Source organism: Hansschlegelia sp. KR7-227, from assembly GCF_049446035.1.
Classification (GTDB): Bacteria; Pseudomonadota; Alphaproteobacteria; order Rhizobiales; family Methylopilaceae; genus Methylopila.
Map to the genome: position 1 here is coordinate 73,337 of NZ_JBMSEA010000005.1, position 13,293 is coordinate 86,629.

At 62.0% G+C, this 13,293-nt stretch carries 12 protein-coding genes; 7 read left to right on the forward strand and 5 right to left on the reverse strand.

Features of this window, described 5'->3' with window-relative positions; translation table 11 throughout:
• Window positions 1-459 precede the first annotated feature (459 nt).
• On the reverse strand, window positions 460-1,371 hold the full coding sequence (locus ACO2RJ_RS20535; RefSeq protein WP_244624031.1) for a Crp/Fnr family transcriptional regulator: 912 nt from the start codon (window positions 1,369-1,371) through the stop codon (window positions 460-462).
• A gap of 1,495 nt (window positions 1,372-2,866) precedes the next feature.
• Here ACO2RJ_RS20535 and ACO2RJ_RS20540 point away from each other — a divergent pair.
• From ACO2RJ_RS20540 to ACO2RJ_RS20550, 3 genes are all read left to right on the forward strand, one after another.
• Window positions 2,867-3,142 carry a DUF2933 domain-containing protein gene (locus ACO2RJ_RS20540; protein ID WP_423269978.1) on the forward strand — a complete coding sequence of 92 codons (276 nt, stop codon included), beginning with the start codon at window positions 2,867-2,869 and terminating at the stop codon, window positions 3,140-3,142.
• A gap of 20 nt (window positions 3,143-3,162) precedes the next feature.
• The gene (locus ACO2RJ_RS20545; RefSeq protein WP_128778318.1) at window positions 3,163-3,819 is read left to right on the forward strand and encodes a methyltransferase family protein; all 657 of its coding nucleotides are present in this window, start codon (window positions 3,163-3,165) and stop codon (window positions 3,817-3,819) included.
• Window positions 3,820-3,958: 139 nt separating this feature from the next.
• Window positions 3,959-5,233, forward strand: a complete 1,275-nt coding sequence (locus tag ACO2RJ_RS20550) for an SAM-dependent methyltransferase (RefSeq protein ID WP_128778319.1) — start codon at window positions 3,959-3,961, stop codon at window positions 5,231-5,233.
• A gap of 68 nt (window positions 5,234-5,301) precedes the next feature.
• Here the strand turns inward: ACO2RJ_RS20550 and ACO2RJ_RS20555 are convergent, their stop codons facing one another.
• The 4 genes from ACO2RJ_RS20555 to ACO2RJ_RS20570 form a co-directional block, all read right to left on the reverse strand.
• Window positions 5,302-5,979, reverse strand: coding sequence for an NrsF family protein (locus ACO2RJ_RS20555; RefSeq protein WP_164919617.1), 678 nt, complete (start codon window positions 5,977-5,979; stop codon window positions 5,302-5,304).
• Window positions 5,980-6,217: 238 nt separating this feature from the next.
• Window positions 6,218-6,709, reverse strand: a complete 492-nt coding sequence (locus ACO2RJ_RS20560) for a hypothetical protein (protein ID WP_128778321.1) — start codon at window positions 6,707-6,709, stop codon at window positions 6,218-6,220.
• 49 nt (window positions 6,710-6,758) lie between these two features.
• Window positions 6,759-7,226: a CopM family metallochaperone gene (copM, locus tag ACO2RJ_RS20565; RefSeq protein WP_244624030.1), complete on the reverse strand. Its 468-nt coding sequence runs from the start codon at window positions 7,224-7,226 to the stop codon at window positions 6,759-6,761.
• Between the two features lie 148 nt (window positions 7,227-7,374).
• Window positions 7,375-7,779 (reverse strand): hypothetical protein, encoded by a 405-nt coding sequence (locus tag ACO2RJ_RS20570; RefSeq protein ID WP_423269983.1) that lies wholly within the window; start codon window positions 7,777-7,779, stop codon window positions 7,375-7,377.
• Here ACO2RJ_RS20570 and ACO2RJ_RS20575 point away from each other — a divergent pair.
• The 4 genes from ACO2RJ_RS20575 to ACO2RJ_RS20590 all read left to right on the forward strand — a co-directional run bounded on the left by ACO2RJ_RS20575 (window position 7,690) and on the right by ACO2RJ_RS20590 (window position 13,286).
• Window positions 7,690-8,559 (forward strand): carbamate kinase, encoded by an 870-nt coding sequence (locus ACO2RJ_RS20575; protein ID WP_245479720.1) that lies wholly within the window; start codon window positions 7,690-7,692, stop codon window positions 8,557-8,559. The genes ACO2RJ_RS20570 and ACO2RJ_RS20575 overlap by 90 nt on opposite strands.
• 210 nt (window positions 8,560-8,769) lie before the next feature.
• Entirely contained in the window at window positions 8,770-10,872 is a 2,103-nt protein-coding gene (locus ACO2RJ_RS20580) for a heavy metal translocating P-type ATPase (protein ID WP_128778323.1), read from the forward strand.
• Between the two features lie 216 nt (window positions 10,873-11,088).
• Complete coding sequence (locus ACO2RJ_RS20585) at window positions 11,089-12,864, forward strand: DUF3141 domain-containing protein (protein WP_128778324.1); 1,776 nt, start codon at window positions 11,089-11,091, stop codon at window positions 12,862-12,864.
• Between the two features lie 188 nt (window positions 12,865-13,052).
• A complete protein-coding gene (locus tag ACO2RJ_RS20590) occupies window positions 13,053-13,286 on the forward strand; it encodes a hypothetical protein (protein WP_128778325.1) in 234 nt (77 codons plus the stop codon).
• The last annotated feature ends 7 nt before the right edge of the window (window positions 13,287-13,293 follow it).

Sequence of the window (13,293 nt, forward strand, 5' to 3'; positions counted from 1 at the left end):
CACGGCCGTTATGGCATGGTCAGCGGTACGGTCGTGGGTTGCGCATGAGGCGTGGCCATGCGCTTTCTCGGAGGCTTCCGTGTTGGCATGGCCGCCGCAGCAGGACGAGGCATCTGGGGTCGCGTGCTCAGGGGTCTTGGTCTGGTCGACAGAGGGGGTGCTCATTACGATGGCTCCTGCTCGAGGGCATGACGATCGGGGGCGTGCTGGTGCTTTCGCCTCATGCGTTTCCTCTTCGCCAACTATCAAGGCTAGCCGCTGGCAGGTGGACCATCTTTAATCTCGATCAAGCGTTTCCTGCATATCCGGGGATCGCCATTCCTTCGCCGACCGGACGCTTCACCAGCAGAATGCCAAGGATCGCGACCGCGACGCCGGCCCCAGCGTCGCAACAATGGCTTCGATTCTCCGGCGGACCCTCGGGACTCCGCCGACCGGGCTGCTTTTGATTCAGCCAAACTAGGCCCAGGGGCGTCGCTCAAGCCAGCCTATCGCCGTTTCGGGATCCACACCGGCAACCTCAATAAGTCGATCTGGGTTCAGTATTCGCAATCGACGATAGTGGAATTGAACGATCCCTTCTTTGCGCATGGCGCTCAGGACGCGGTTGACATGGACGAATGTCAGGCCGGTAGCATCGCCAATCTGCTCCTGCGTCAACGGTAGCGTCATCTCTTCGATATGATTGCCGGGCCATTGCGCCCGGTAGCGCGTGAACAGCTCCAGAAGCAGGTGAGCGACCCTCTCTCGCGCCGAACGCCGTCCGATGCTGGTAAGATGGTCGAACGCGAGGCTGCAATCGCGGGCAAGCGACCGCACGAGTCGGAGGCAGATCTCCGGTTCGGTGCGCGTATGGGCGGTCAGGACAGACGTCGGGATGACGCAAACGCTCACATCCGTTAAGGCCTGCGCGCCCACCGTGGCCGGTCCCCGCCTGGACGGCAAAATCCCAAGGATCGCACCTGGCAGCGCGAACTGAACGATTTGCCGCCGACCGTCTTCCAAGAGCGTGTAGACGGCCACCCAGCCGTCGAGCAGGTTGAAGACCGATTTGCCCGTCCAGCCGATGCTGAACAGGTCGCGGCCAGCTTCAATTTTGCGATCGCCCGTGTGATAACGGGCAAGCAGACGGTGCTGCTCACCCGGCAACGCTCCGCCGACCGGCGCGCTTGCCGGCGGACCATCCTGCGACTCCTGGCGCCCCCGGCGCCGGATCAACTCATCGCCCCGCGCACAGCCCCGGCGGCTCGCCTCAGCCAACGACAATTCACGTAACACCAGTCCATTCCGCTCGCGCTCAACGGTTTCCCAATCGTCGCGGCGGAGCGACCGGGCTGTCTTTTCTGTTAAAGACGCTCGATCCAAGCTCACATTACACCTCCCGGGCGCGGAGCCCGTTCCGGCAGCTGCTTACGCAGCCGAACAAATTCTTTGATGGGAGTGTCCTGATGCCCGCTGGCGCGCGCGCCAGGGCTCTCAGCCGGGCCTAGCCGAACTCAGCCAATGCCCCGCGAAACAGGGTCACAGACTGGCCAGGATGCCCTTAGAGGTCGCGAGGCCGCGGGACTGGAGGGTCTCTGCCGAGCAGGACAAGCCGGGCCAGATCCTCGCGCGCAGGCTGCATTGCGGAGGATTCGAGCCGAAGGGTCACAACCCCTTGGGGCTGCGGTGGCATGGGCAGATAACACATGGCACACATGCTTTTGCAGCAGCGTCCATGCTGGAACGGGCAATCGCCCTCATTGGGACCAGAAACCCGCAACTCCGGAATGTTCGCGTGGCTCTGCTGGCTGACCTGGCTGGCATGACCCGCATGAGCCTGCGCCGGCGCCCCTTGCGCTAGCAAGGACACCGTGCAGAAGATCAGCAAGGCCAGGACCCTGAGCATACGCTCGCACCTTCAGGCTTTCCGTTGGCGGCCGCGCCGCGTCCGCTGCGCGAGAATGGACTATATCCCTCCCGCGTCGCTGAAAGAAGCCGACCCGTAGAGTCGATCATACTCTAGGCCAATGCGTATTGATTCAGATCAATCAGGTGAGCTCGACCGGGAGCCAGAACTGCCAAGCCGACACCCTTTCCGATGCGAGTTCATGGCATTCGTCGCCGTTCGATCTATGTTTGATCGAGATTAAAGTGCGGAATCCCCGGCCATGTTTTCTAAATGTCCAAGGACGTGTCCTGCGGATCGGAAATGGCAACGATAGACCCGACACCGGCAGAACGAACGCGCTGGATCGCCCTGCTCGTCTCGCGCAGCCGGCAGAGAACCCTTCTGTGTCCGTTCTTCGCGAAATGCGATGGCTTGCTCCTGATTGACCCGCTCTCGCCGCTTCGGGAATTTTGGCCGAATCGCGAGCGGACCAGCGAGTCCACCTGCGAACTCATCCTCTCCAGTGGCGCCACAAAGCTCGTTTGCGGCTTTATCGGTGGCGCTGAGCGTGAGCGCCTTGCCGCGTCTGGCATCGATATCCGAGTTGGTTCGTGCGCACGGTCGGTGGCAAGCCTGGTCCGAGACTTCAATGCCTTGCCATCCGCTTCTTTGCTTCGCGGGGACGATGCGCTGCTCGGCCCCGACGCCTCCTCCCGACGCGCGAGAGGCCTTCCATACGCGCCGGCGAACACGGCTCCCAGGCCGCGAAAGCCGCGACGCTCAAACAGACACTAGGCCATACCGCGCCGCGGCGCCTTCGGGGCGGCGTCGCCGGCACTTTAACCGAGATTAAAGACTAGGCCGCTGCGGGCGCTCAACGTTCGCACGAGAGCAGAAGCGCGATTTGCCAAGCCTCTCGCGGCAGCGGCCTCCGATCCCTCGGGAAGGACAATGCCCTTACTCTCTTGGCAAGGTCACTAACCCGGCGAGCCCCTCATGGAACCGCACACCGACCACATGAATCACGAGCAAAAACCGTCGAACCGCTTCAGCGCAGCGAACATTGCTCTGTACGGCTTTCTGGCGATCGCGGCATTCTACCTGATCACGGAACATCGCGCGCATCTGCTGGGCTGGCTGCCCTGGCTTCTCATCCTTGCTTGCCCGCTCTTGCATGTGTTCATGCATGGAAAACATGGTGGGCACGGTGGGCATGGCGATGATGAAAGCTCGTCGTCATCACCGCCTGGCCAATCCCCGCACCAGCATTGATGATTTCAGCGGAGCGCCCCATGCACGACAGTATTCCAGCCTATGGTCTATGGTCCCTCGTTGTTCTGAACTCGATCGTGTTTATTTTCTTCGCGTTCAGTTTCTTCAAGCCGGCGACCGCTCGGGACTGGCGCTCTTTCGGAGCCTTCAGCGCCTTCATCGTCGCGCTCTTCACCGAGATGTACGGCTTTCCCCTAACGATCTACCTGCTCTCAGGCTGGCTGCAATCGCGCTATCCCGGCGTCGACTGGTTCTCGCACGATGCGGGCCACCTGCTCGAGGAATTCTTCGGCTGGCGTGCCAATCCCCATTTCGGCCCGTTCCACATTCTCAGCTTTGTCTTCATCGGAGGCGGCTTCATTCTGATCTCTGCCGGCTGGAACGCGCTTTATCGGGCGCAGCGGCAGCACAAGCTCGCAACAACAGGCATCTACGCGCGGATCCGGCACCCGCAATATGTCGGTTTCGTCCTGGTCATGTTCGGGTTCTTGCTGCAATGGCCGACCCTGCTGACGCTCGCCATGTTTCCCATCCTTGTATTCATGTATTGGAGGCTGTCCAAGCACGAAGAAAGCGAGTCCCTTGCCGAATTCGGCGACGCCTATGCGCGCTATATGCGAGAGGTCCCGGCGTTCATTCCCCGCCTCTCGGCTCAACGCGCCAATGTCAGCGGATGAGTGCAATTGTCGAAGCCACGTTCAACTCCCATCATTCGTGATCTCGCCGGCGCGTCTATTCAATCCACGTTAAAGTTTCCTGCCCGCTCGCGCGCATTCTAGTCGGGTTTTTGCGTCAATCGACTGAGAAAGCGCGGTCATGAATGCCCTTGTCTTCAGAACCCTTCGCCGCCTGATCAAGAAGGGTACTCTCACAATAATGACAGCCAATGGCGTCGCCAGAACGTTCGGTGATGGTGGCGGGGCGCCGGTCGCGATCCGGTTCAGAAACGCCACTGCGCAGCGACGGGTCCTGTTTGATCCTGAACTTCGCCTTGGCGAGGCCTTCGTCGACGGCGACCTCATCGTCGAGCAGGGCACCATCACGCAGTTGCTCGAGCTGCTTTTGTCCCAGGAGCACACCGGCACCACGCCGATTGCGACAAAGATGCTGGCCGGCCTGCGCTTCGTCGTCCGGCGGCTTGCGCAGACAAACGGCCGCAAGCGATCGAAGCGAAACGTTGCCCATCACTACGATCTCAGCGCAAAACTCTACGAACTGTTCCTCGACGAGGACATGCAATACAGCTGCGCTTACTTCGAAAATCCAGACATGTCCCTCGACGAGGCTCAGCAGGCGAAGAAGCGCCACATCGCAGCAAAGCTCCGCGCCGATCGCCAAGACCGCGTACTTGACATCGGCTGCGGTTGGGGAGGCCTGGCGCTGTACCTTGCCGAAGCCTTCGACGCCCGCGTCACCGGAATCACGCTGTCGACGGAGCAGCTTGAATTCGCCCGAACTCGTGCTGCCGCGTCTTCAGATCCGGCGCGTCTCGACTTTCGGTCTCAGGACTATCGCGACGTCACCGAGCGCTTCGATCGCATCGTCTCTGTGGGTATGTTCGAACATGTTGGCGTGAATCATTACGACGCGTTCTTCCGCAAATGCCGCGATCTGCTGGATGACGATGGCGTGCTTCTGCTTCACTCTATCGGCCGTTCCGATCCACCAAGTTACACAAATCCGTGGATCGCAAAGTATATATTCCCCGGCGGATACATACCGGCGCTCTCCGAAGTCCTTTCGGCGATCGAGCGGTCCGGGCTCGTCGTCACGGATATCGAAATCTTGCGGCTGCACTATGCGGAGACGCTCAGACACTGGCGAGAGCGATTTCTAGCACACCGCGCGACGGCCGTTGAACTCTTCGATCAACGCTTCGCGCGGTTGTGGGAGTACTACCTTGCCGTTTCGGAGCTTGCTTTCCGCTATCAGGGGATGATGGTTTTTCAGATTCAGGTCGCTAGACGGCAGGATGCGGTTCCCCTCACGCGCGCCTATATCGAGCGCGAAGAGCGCCGTTTGCAGAACCTCACAGCCGAAGAGCCAGAATGCGGGCGGATATGCCAGCCGACTTTCGTGACGGTCAGTTGACCGGCTGCGCCCGGGCCGAGCATTCGCCCTCTCGCGAAGCCGAGGGTGATTGCGACCCGAGCCGAGGCTCATAATCCGAGCCAGTCGCACAGAATGCGCGGGAAGCGTCGATGAAGGAGGAATGCCGCCGCGATCGAGAAAACGCTGATCGCGCCGAGATGCCATAGCAAGACCATCGCGCCCGTATCGAGGCCGTGAAGCAGATGCAGCATGGTTGCCGGTAAAGAGAAGGCGGACAGAGCGGCGATAGCAATGACTGGTCCTCTCCACACAATGAGGCCGACCTGACTGAGGCCGAGGAGGCCGAAAAAAACGGGGACGCCGACAGCCCCGATGATCAATGGACATTGCGGGCTGCTCTCAAAGGCCAAGGCACGCCGACCCTCCTGGGAGAGGTCGAGGGCGATGGTGGCTGACTCCGAAACGATCCAGAGCCCGTAGGCGATCAGCGGCAGGAGAAGCCAGAGCCACGATCGGCCTGGGACGCGCAGCATGAGGACCGTCAGGAGACCTGTGGCGAAAATCATCGCAGAGGTCATGATCGAAGCGACGAACATCTGATCCGCCAGACGCGAGGCGAGATCGGGACGAAGAGGCTGCGCGAGCGCCAGCAGCGGCAGTGCGATCGCGAGAATGGCAGCCGCCCAGTGCCGGCGGGCCTGGATACGATTTTCGATCTGTCGAGGCCGCAGGTCGGCGACGAGCCTGTCGATCAGCTCTTCCGTTCGCGGTCGTTGCCATGCCATCCGCCGGCCTCCAGTAGGAGATTCGATCGTGCCGGCCTGGCCTTCGCGCACCGAACAGGACGTGTCGTAGCGGCACCGGCCGACTTGGTGGTATTGTGCCGACGCGTGCATCCGCCACGGCCCCACCCCTCTCTTTCGTAAACAGACGGCTCTTTGTTACGGCAGTCGTGCGTCATGACCTCGAGTTGATCGAATTCGCATGATGGCGGCCGGTGCCCAAGGCCTCGCGCCTATGTTCCTACTGAACGTGATCGCTGGAGAAAGTCACCGAAACGGCGCGCGAAACTCCCGGAACGATGATGACGACGGTGATGTCGTAGCGATCGTTTCCAGGAAGAATGACAAATCCCCCGTATGTGACAGTGTTCTCGATCGTCATCGGATCGAGCTGAACGGTTTTCTGGCCAACATGACCGAGGCCGCCGATCGTCGCGGACACGCGCGCATTCTCGACGCGGGCGCCAGTTTGCGCATTGAACACGGCAACAACGATGTGTTGCTGATGGCGCGCCGTTCCGGCGCCGCCGTGCATCGTACTCTCCGAGTGAGTGGTTGGATGGCCTCGAACGACCGCCGCCGGCATAAGGCCAAGGTAGACGGCCAGGCCATCCGCCTGCCGATAGCCATCGTCCGCGATCGCCGCGCCGGTCGCCAACAGCATTGTGATGAGGATACCAGCGCGTTGCAGCCACGCCCGCACATCCATTTGATCCGCTCCGGTCACGATCACATCTCAAGCTCAACTATGTTGGAGCTCGACGTCAGCACATCCGTCCGACTTACTCGCCGCGTCGCCGCAACCACTCACGCATCCGATCGATTTCGGATTGCTGGCTCGCGATGATCTGCTGCGCCATGGTCTTCGCGGATTCGTCGGATCCGAATTGAAGCACTGCTCGCGCCATGTCGATCGCGGCCTGATGATGCGGTATCATTCCTTTGACGAAAGCCAAATCCGGGTCTTTCGCTTGCATCGCCTCCATCATCGGCATGTGCATGCCCATCATCGCCCGCATGTAAGCCTGCGACGCTTGCGGCAAGGGCGCCAGGCATGCCGACATGTGCTCGCCCATCGTGTCTTTGATCATACCCGTCATCGGCCCGCATGGCTGCGGTGCCGCCGCGACTGCGGGAGGAGAGGGCTGGTCCCCCACCCCGCTGTCATGGTGCGCGTCGTGCTGCGCAAGAGCGAGCGTCGGCGGGAACAGGAACGCGAATACCAGCATCGCTTTCAGCTTGGGCTGCATGGGCAGGTCCTCGTCGTCCGTTCCGTCGAGCGATCGGGGTGCGCGACCGTCGGCGCTCATTTGCCGAAAGCGCTGGAGCAGACCGCGACTTCCATTCCAACAGTAGAACAGGCCACCATGGATGAACTTAACTTCGATCAAGGATCGATCAGCGTCGGACCTCGACATTTGAAGTCCTGTCGCCCAAACCAGACGACCTGCCGTATTGGCTCGTGCGGTCGCAGCCACCCATGTCGAGCGGGGCATCGGTGACAGCGGCGCGTTTATCATTTGACGGGCTGAAAGTGGCCGAAAGCATAGGGAGAGAGTACTTCGCAACTGCCGTTTCGCCGACCGGAGGCATACCTTTCCCAGTCGAGACCGCGGCTTCTTTGCTTCCGTTCGCCGTTGGCCGCTTGGAGAGTTGACGATGCGCATTGTTGTTGCACTTGGGGGGAATGCGTTGCTGAAACGCGGAGAGCCCATGAGCGCCGACGTTCAGCGCGCCAATGTGCGACAGGCGGCTGCGGCCCTCGCCGATCTCGCTAGAAACCACGATATCGTCGTCGCTCATGGAAGTGGCCCGCAAGTGGGATTGCTCGCCCTTCAGGCCGCCGCGTTGACGGAGGTTCCACCCTATCCCCTGGATGTCATCAGCGCCGAAAGCATCGGCATGATCGGCTACATGATCGAGCAGGAACTCGCCAACGTCCTCCCTCCGGCCACTCGACTGGCCACTTTGCTGACCCACATCGAGGTGGAGCGCGACGATCCCGCGTTCAGCCGTCCCGAGAAGCCGATTGGTCCGATTTATACGGCCCATGAGGCCGAAAATGCCCGCGCGGCGCATGGCTGGCCCGTAGCTGAAGAGGCGCCGGGCCGGTGGCGGCGCGTGGTTTCCTCGCCGTTGCCGAAACGGATCGTCCAGATCGAGGTCATCCGCATGTTGGTCACCGCGAAGGTCGTCACGATCTGCGCTGGCGGCGGCGGAATTCCCGTTGTCCGCGACGCTGCTGGCGACCTTCAGGGGGTCGAGGCCGTTATCGACAAGGATCGCGCCGCCGGACTGCTTGCCGCAGACCTCGCCGCCGATGCATTTCTCATGCTGACGGATGTCGATGCCGTGTATCTCGACTGGGGTACACCCCAGCAACGTCCGGTTCGACGAGCGCGGCCCGCTGAATTTGCGGCCCACCGGTTTCCGCCCGGCTCCATGGGTCCGAAGGTGGAGGCAGCCTGCCAGTTCGCTGCGACGCCCGGCCGGATTGCGGGCATCGGGCGACTGCAAGACGCCCGGGCGATCCTCGAGGGCAACGCCGGAACGACCGTCATATCAGATGAGGCCCATTCGTGATCCCTTCTCCGAAGCCCGTGACGGAGGCTCCTCCCGTCCAGCTGAGGCGACGCGCAGACTGAACTTGATCTGGATTAAAGATTTCAGGGCGCGCGGCAGCGAGGTTCGTGATCAGGACGTTGTCGCTTCCCGGTTATGATCAGTGCGGCAGAGACACCGATTGCCCGCCATGGCGAAGCTCTGGCCGGACCACCTGACGGACGAGGACGCATGAGCTCACCGCATTCCCATCACGACCACCACGATCATCAACAGCACGCGGGCGCCAAATCCGGGCCTGATGCCGATCAGGGTGGCGCCAAGATCGTTGCGGCAGCCGGGTCCAGCCATTCGGATCACGCCGGTCACGACCACGGAGCCATGGTCGCCGACTTCCGGCGCCGATTCTGGGTCACCTTGGTCCTGACACCTCCGGTACTAGTGCTCTCGCCGATGATCCGGGACTGGCTCGGCCTCACCGATCTTCTGTCCTTCCAAGGCGACGGATTGGTCCTCTTCGTGTTGTCGACCATCGCCTATCTCTACGGCGGCTGGCCGTTCCTGACCGGCTTCTTCTCCGAGCTGCGCAAGGGCCAGCCGGGAATGATGACGCTCATCGCACTGGCGATCTCGGCGGCCTATTTCTTCTCCGCAGCAGTCACCTTCGGTTTCCCAGGGGAGGCATTCTACTGGGAGCTCGTCACCCTCATAGCCATCATGCTGCTCGGTCACTGGGTGGAGATGCGCTCGGTGATGGGCGCTTCGCGCGCACTGGAAGAGCTGGTTCGTCTCTTGCCCGACAGTGCGACCCGAATCGACGCTGACGGCACGACGCATGAGGTAGCGATTTCCGATCTCAAGCCGGGCGACCACGTCATCGTCCGCCCGGGCGCTAAGGTGCCGGTCGACGGCGAGATCGTCGAGGGATCGTCAGGCTTCAATGAGGCGATGCTGACGGGCGAATCGCGTCCCGTCACCAAGACCGTCGGCGCGACGGCGATCGGTGGCGCGATCAACGGCGCGAACGCGGTCACCATAAAAGTGACCAAGACGGGCGATTCGACCTATCTCGCTCAGGTCATTGATCTCGTGAAAAAGGCGCAGGCAACGCGCTCGCGCACCCAGGACATCGCCAACAGGGCGGCTGCTTGGCTGACCTATATCGCCCTTGTCGTCGGCTTCGGCACGCTGTTCGTTTGGTGGATCTGGCTCGGCGCGCCCCTTGAATTCGCGCTTGAGCGCATGGTCACCGTCATGGTCGTGGCTTGCCCGCATGCCCTCGGCCTCGCCGTTCCGCTGGTGGTCGCCGTCAGCACATCGCTGAGCGCCAGCAATGGCCTTCTGATCCGCGACCGCGCAGCGTTCGAGCGGGCACGCAATCTCGATGCGGTCGTGTTGGACAAGACCGGCACACTCACGGAAGGCCGCTTCGGTGTCAGCGACGTCGTGCTGCTCGCAGGGGGTGACGAGAATGCCGAACTCGCCTTTGCCGCCGCGGCCGAGAACCAGTCTGAACATCCGATCGCGCACGGGATCGTCGCCGAGGCGAAGCGCAGAAACGTCGCCATTCCGAAAGCCAGTGAGGTGAGCAACATCACGGGCGAAGGCATCGTCGCGAAGGTCGACGGGCAGGACATTCGCATCGTTAGTCCCGGACATCTCGCCCGGCAGGGCAAGCCCATCACCCACGAGAAGCTGAAGCAGCTCGAGACGCAGGGCAAGACAGTGGTGGCGCTGCTGCGCGACGGTGAACCGCGTGCGCTCTTCGCGCTCGCCGACATCATCCGCCCCGAATCCAAGGAAGCGATCGACGAACTGACGCGGCTCGGCATCAAAGCCATCATGCTGACAGGCGACGCGAAGGGCGTCGCTGAAAGCGTGTCGAAGGAGCTCGGGATCGCGGAATATTTCGCGGAAGTGCTGCCCGACCAGAAATCCGACAAGATCAAGGAACTCCAGGCCCGCGGCCTCTCCGTGGCGATGGTCGGAGACGGCGTCAATGATGCGCCGGCGCTCGTCCAGGCGGACCTCGGCGTCGCCATTGGGGCAGGCACCGACGTGGCCGTGGAGTCGGCGGACGTCGTCCTCGTCAAGAGCGATCCGCGCGACGTCGCCGCGATCCTCGGCCTGTCGCGCGCCACCTATCGCAAGATGGTGCAAAACCTAATCTGGGCGACCGGCTATAACACGGTCGCCATCCCGATGGCCGCCGGCATCACCTTCGGAACAGGCTTCCTGATGACGCCGGCCATCGCTGCAGTTTTCATGTCCGCGAGCACGATCATCGTCGCCATCAATGCCCAGTTCCTGCGCTTTTACCGCAGACACGGCTGACGAGCGCTCACGGTCGCTGCGACCGCGGAGACCGGAAGGGCGGGCCGGTGCTGTCCTTCGGCGGTTGTGCGATCGTAGAGCAGAGAACTTGGCGGCTGATGTGGCCGGCGCTTCGCGCCCAGGCGGATCGTCTTTAACGTCCGTCAAGGACGGGAACGCCGGCGCGGCGCTGGATCCGGTGCAAGTTCAGCCCGTCATGCTTCAAAGGAGCATCCGATGCCGGTCACCAGCCCTGCGCAACGCGACGAAAGTGGTTCAATGCCCCCGGCACCGCTGGCGCTTCCGGCGCTGGCTTCTGCGCGATCTGACATGCGTGATCCGGCCTCGGCCAGGCACGCGGCAGGGATGCTGTTCGACCCTACGGGGCTATGGGCCTATACGATCGATGCATGGCAGCGATCGGTGCTGTTTTGGGATGTGCTGAGGAAGCGGGCGAACGTCATGCTGGAGCACGAGGAGGCTGGCATGCCACCGGTGCTCACCTTTCAGTACGAAATGCTGTTCGATGCGAGGCGGTTCGAGCGCCCCGCGAATTATGCGCTGCTTCGCATCACGACCGCCGGAACAGAGCATGCGGACGTGTGCGTCGACGAAGCCAAACCTCCCGTCATCGTCATGGACCCCCGCGCCGGGCACGGGCCCGGCATCGGCGGCTTCAAGCGGGACTCGGAAATTGGCATCGCGTTGCATGAAGGCTTTCCGGTCTACTTTGTGAGCTTCTTTCCGGCGCCGAGCCCCCACCAAAGGCTTGTCGATGTCCTGCACGCGCTGCATCGCTTCGTCGACGAGGTTGTCGCAAGACACCCCGGTAAGACGCCAGTCCTCTACGGCAATTGCCAGGCCGGCTGGGCCGCCATGCTGGTCGCGATCCATTGCCGGGCGCCCGTCGGCCCGATCGTCCTCAACGGCTCTCCCCTCTCCTATTGGGCGGGAGAATCGGGTGCGAATCCGATGCGGCTTGCCGGCGGCCTGCTCGGTGGAAGCTGGCTCACGCATTTCGTTGGCGATCTCGGCGATGGCCGCTTTGACGGCGCCTGGCTCATCCAGAACTTCGAGACCTTGAAGCCCGAGGCGGCGATCTGGGACAAATACGCAAATCTGTACCTCGATGTCGATCGCGAGGAGGAGCGGTTCCTGGAATTCGAGCGCTGGTGGAATGCCTGGTATAGCTTCAGCCGGGAAGAGATGGTCGAGATCGTCGACCATCTCTTCATTGGCAACGAACTCGAGCAGGGCACGCTCGACCTCGGTGACGAGGTGACGATTGATCTGCGCAGCCTGAAGAGCCCGTTGGTCGTCTTTGCCTCGTATGGGGACAACATCACGCCGCCACATCAGGCCCTGGCTTGGCTAAAAGCCGTCTACAAGACCACGAATGCGTTGAAGGAGGCAGGCCAGCGGATCGTCTACCTGACGGATCCTCGCATCGGCCATCTCGGCATCTTCGTCTCCGCGTCGGTCGCGCGCCTTGAGCACCGCGCCATCCTCGATAGCCTTGATGAGGTCGCCAGTCTCGCACCCGGTCTCTACGAGATGAAGATCTCCAACCCGACCAATGATCCCGACTGCCGCAAACCCCAATACAGCGTCGCCTTCGAAGAACGGCGTGTTGAGGACCTGGCCTTCAACAACCCGCGCAAAGCCTTCGAACGCGTCCGGCAATTGTCACAGGCGAACGAAACTCTTTATGGCAATTTCGTCAGCCCGTGGGTGCAAGCCATGGCTACGCCATGGTCGGCCGAGGCGCTCCGATGGCTGCATCCGATGCGAACCAGCCGCTATCTGCTGTCCGAAAAGTTTTCGCCCTGGATGCATGTCATAGCGCGGCTCGCGAACGACGTCCGCACGGCGCGCATGTCGGTTTCACCCGACCACCCGGCGCGCGCCGCTGAGCGTGCGTTCAGCGAGCAGATGGAAGCAGCGATCGAAATCGCCCGCGAAGCTCGGGACAGCGCCGAGGAGCAGCTGTTCCGTCGGCTCTACAGTTATTAAGTGTCGCCGACGCCATCGCCCTGGGAATCTGACGGGAGGCCGACCGCCGCCCTGCGGTGGGCGCAAGCCTTCGCTTGATCCCGGTACTTTCAGTTGCGACATCCTCGCAAAACTTGATGCGAATTAAAGATTCAGACGGGATCACCGCCTAGCTCTGGCGAGTAATACGCAGCTTTCGGCAGGTGAGAATGGACGATGATGACGATGCGAGCCCATCAACGTTCGCTGCCCGGGTCGCGATCGGCGCTGACGTCGCGTCGCGTTTGGCGGACCATATTCTCCTCATCCGCAGTCGGCACGGCTTTGCCGCTTTCCCCGGCGCGGAGCATGTCTTTCATCCGCAATATTCCCACGGCCGTGCGAGAGACGACAACAAGGTGGCTTCGCGTTCCGAAGGCATTCGGCCAGTCGTTTATTTGTGAAGATCTT

Bases quoted from the DNA above. Each gene is read 5' to 3' on its own strand.
- ACO2RJ_RS20540 (WP_423269978.1), top strand. From the start codon at position 2,867: ATGGAACCGCACACCGACCACATGAATCACGAGCAAAAACCGTCGAAC.
- ACO2RJ_RS20545 (WP_128778318.1), top strand. From the start codon at position 3,163: ATGCACGACAGTATTCCAGCCTATGGTCTATGGTCCCTCGTTGTTCTG.
- ACO2RJ_RS20550 (WP_128778319.1), top strand. From the start codon at position 3,959: ATGAATGCCCTTGTCTTCAGAACCCTTCGCCGCCTGATCAAGAAGGGT.
- ACO2RJ_RS20555 (WP_164919617.1), bottom strand. From the start codon at position 5,979: ATGGCATGGCAACGACCGCGAACGGAAGAGCTGATCGACAGGCTCGTC.
- copM (WP_244624030.1), bottom strand. From the start codon at position 7,226: ATGCAGCCCAAGCTGAAAGCGATGCTGGTATTCGCGTTCCTGTTCCCG.
- ACO2RJ_RS20575 (WP_245479720.1), top strand. From the start codon at position 7,690: ATGAGCGCCGACGTTCAGCGCGCCAATGTGCGACAGGCGGCTGCGGCC.
- ACO2RJ_RS20570 (WP_423269983.1), bottom strand. From the start codon at position 7,779: ATGAGCGACGACGATATCGTGGTTTCTAGCGAGATCGGCGAGGGCCGC.
- ACO2RJ_RS20580 (WP_128778323.1), top strand. From the start codon at position 8,770: ATGAGCTCACCGCATTCCCATCACGACCACCACGATCATCAACAGCAC.
- ACO2RJ_RS20585 (WP_128778324.1), top strand. From the start codon at position 11,089: ATGCCGGTCACCAGCCCTGCGCAACGCGACGAAAGTGGTTCAATGCCC.
- ACO2RJ_RS20590 (WP_128778325.1), top strand. From the start codon at position 13,053: ATGGACGATGATGACGATGCGAGCCCATCAACGTTCGCTGCCCGGGTC.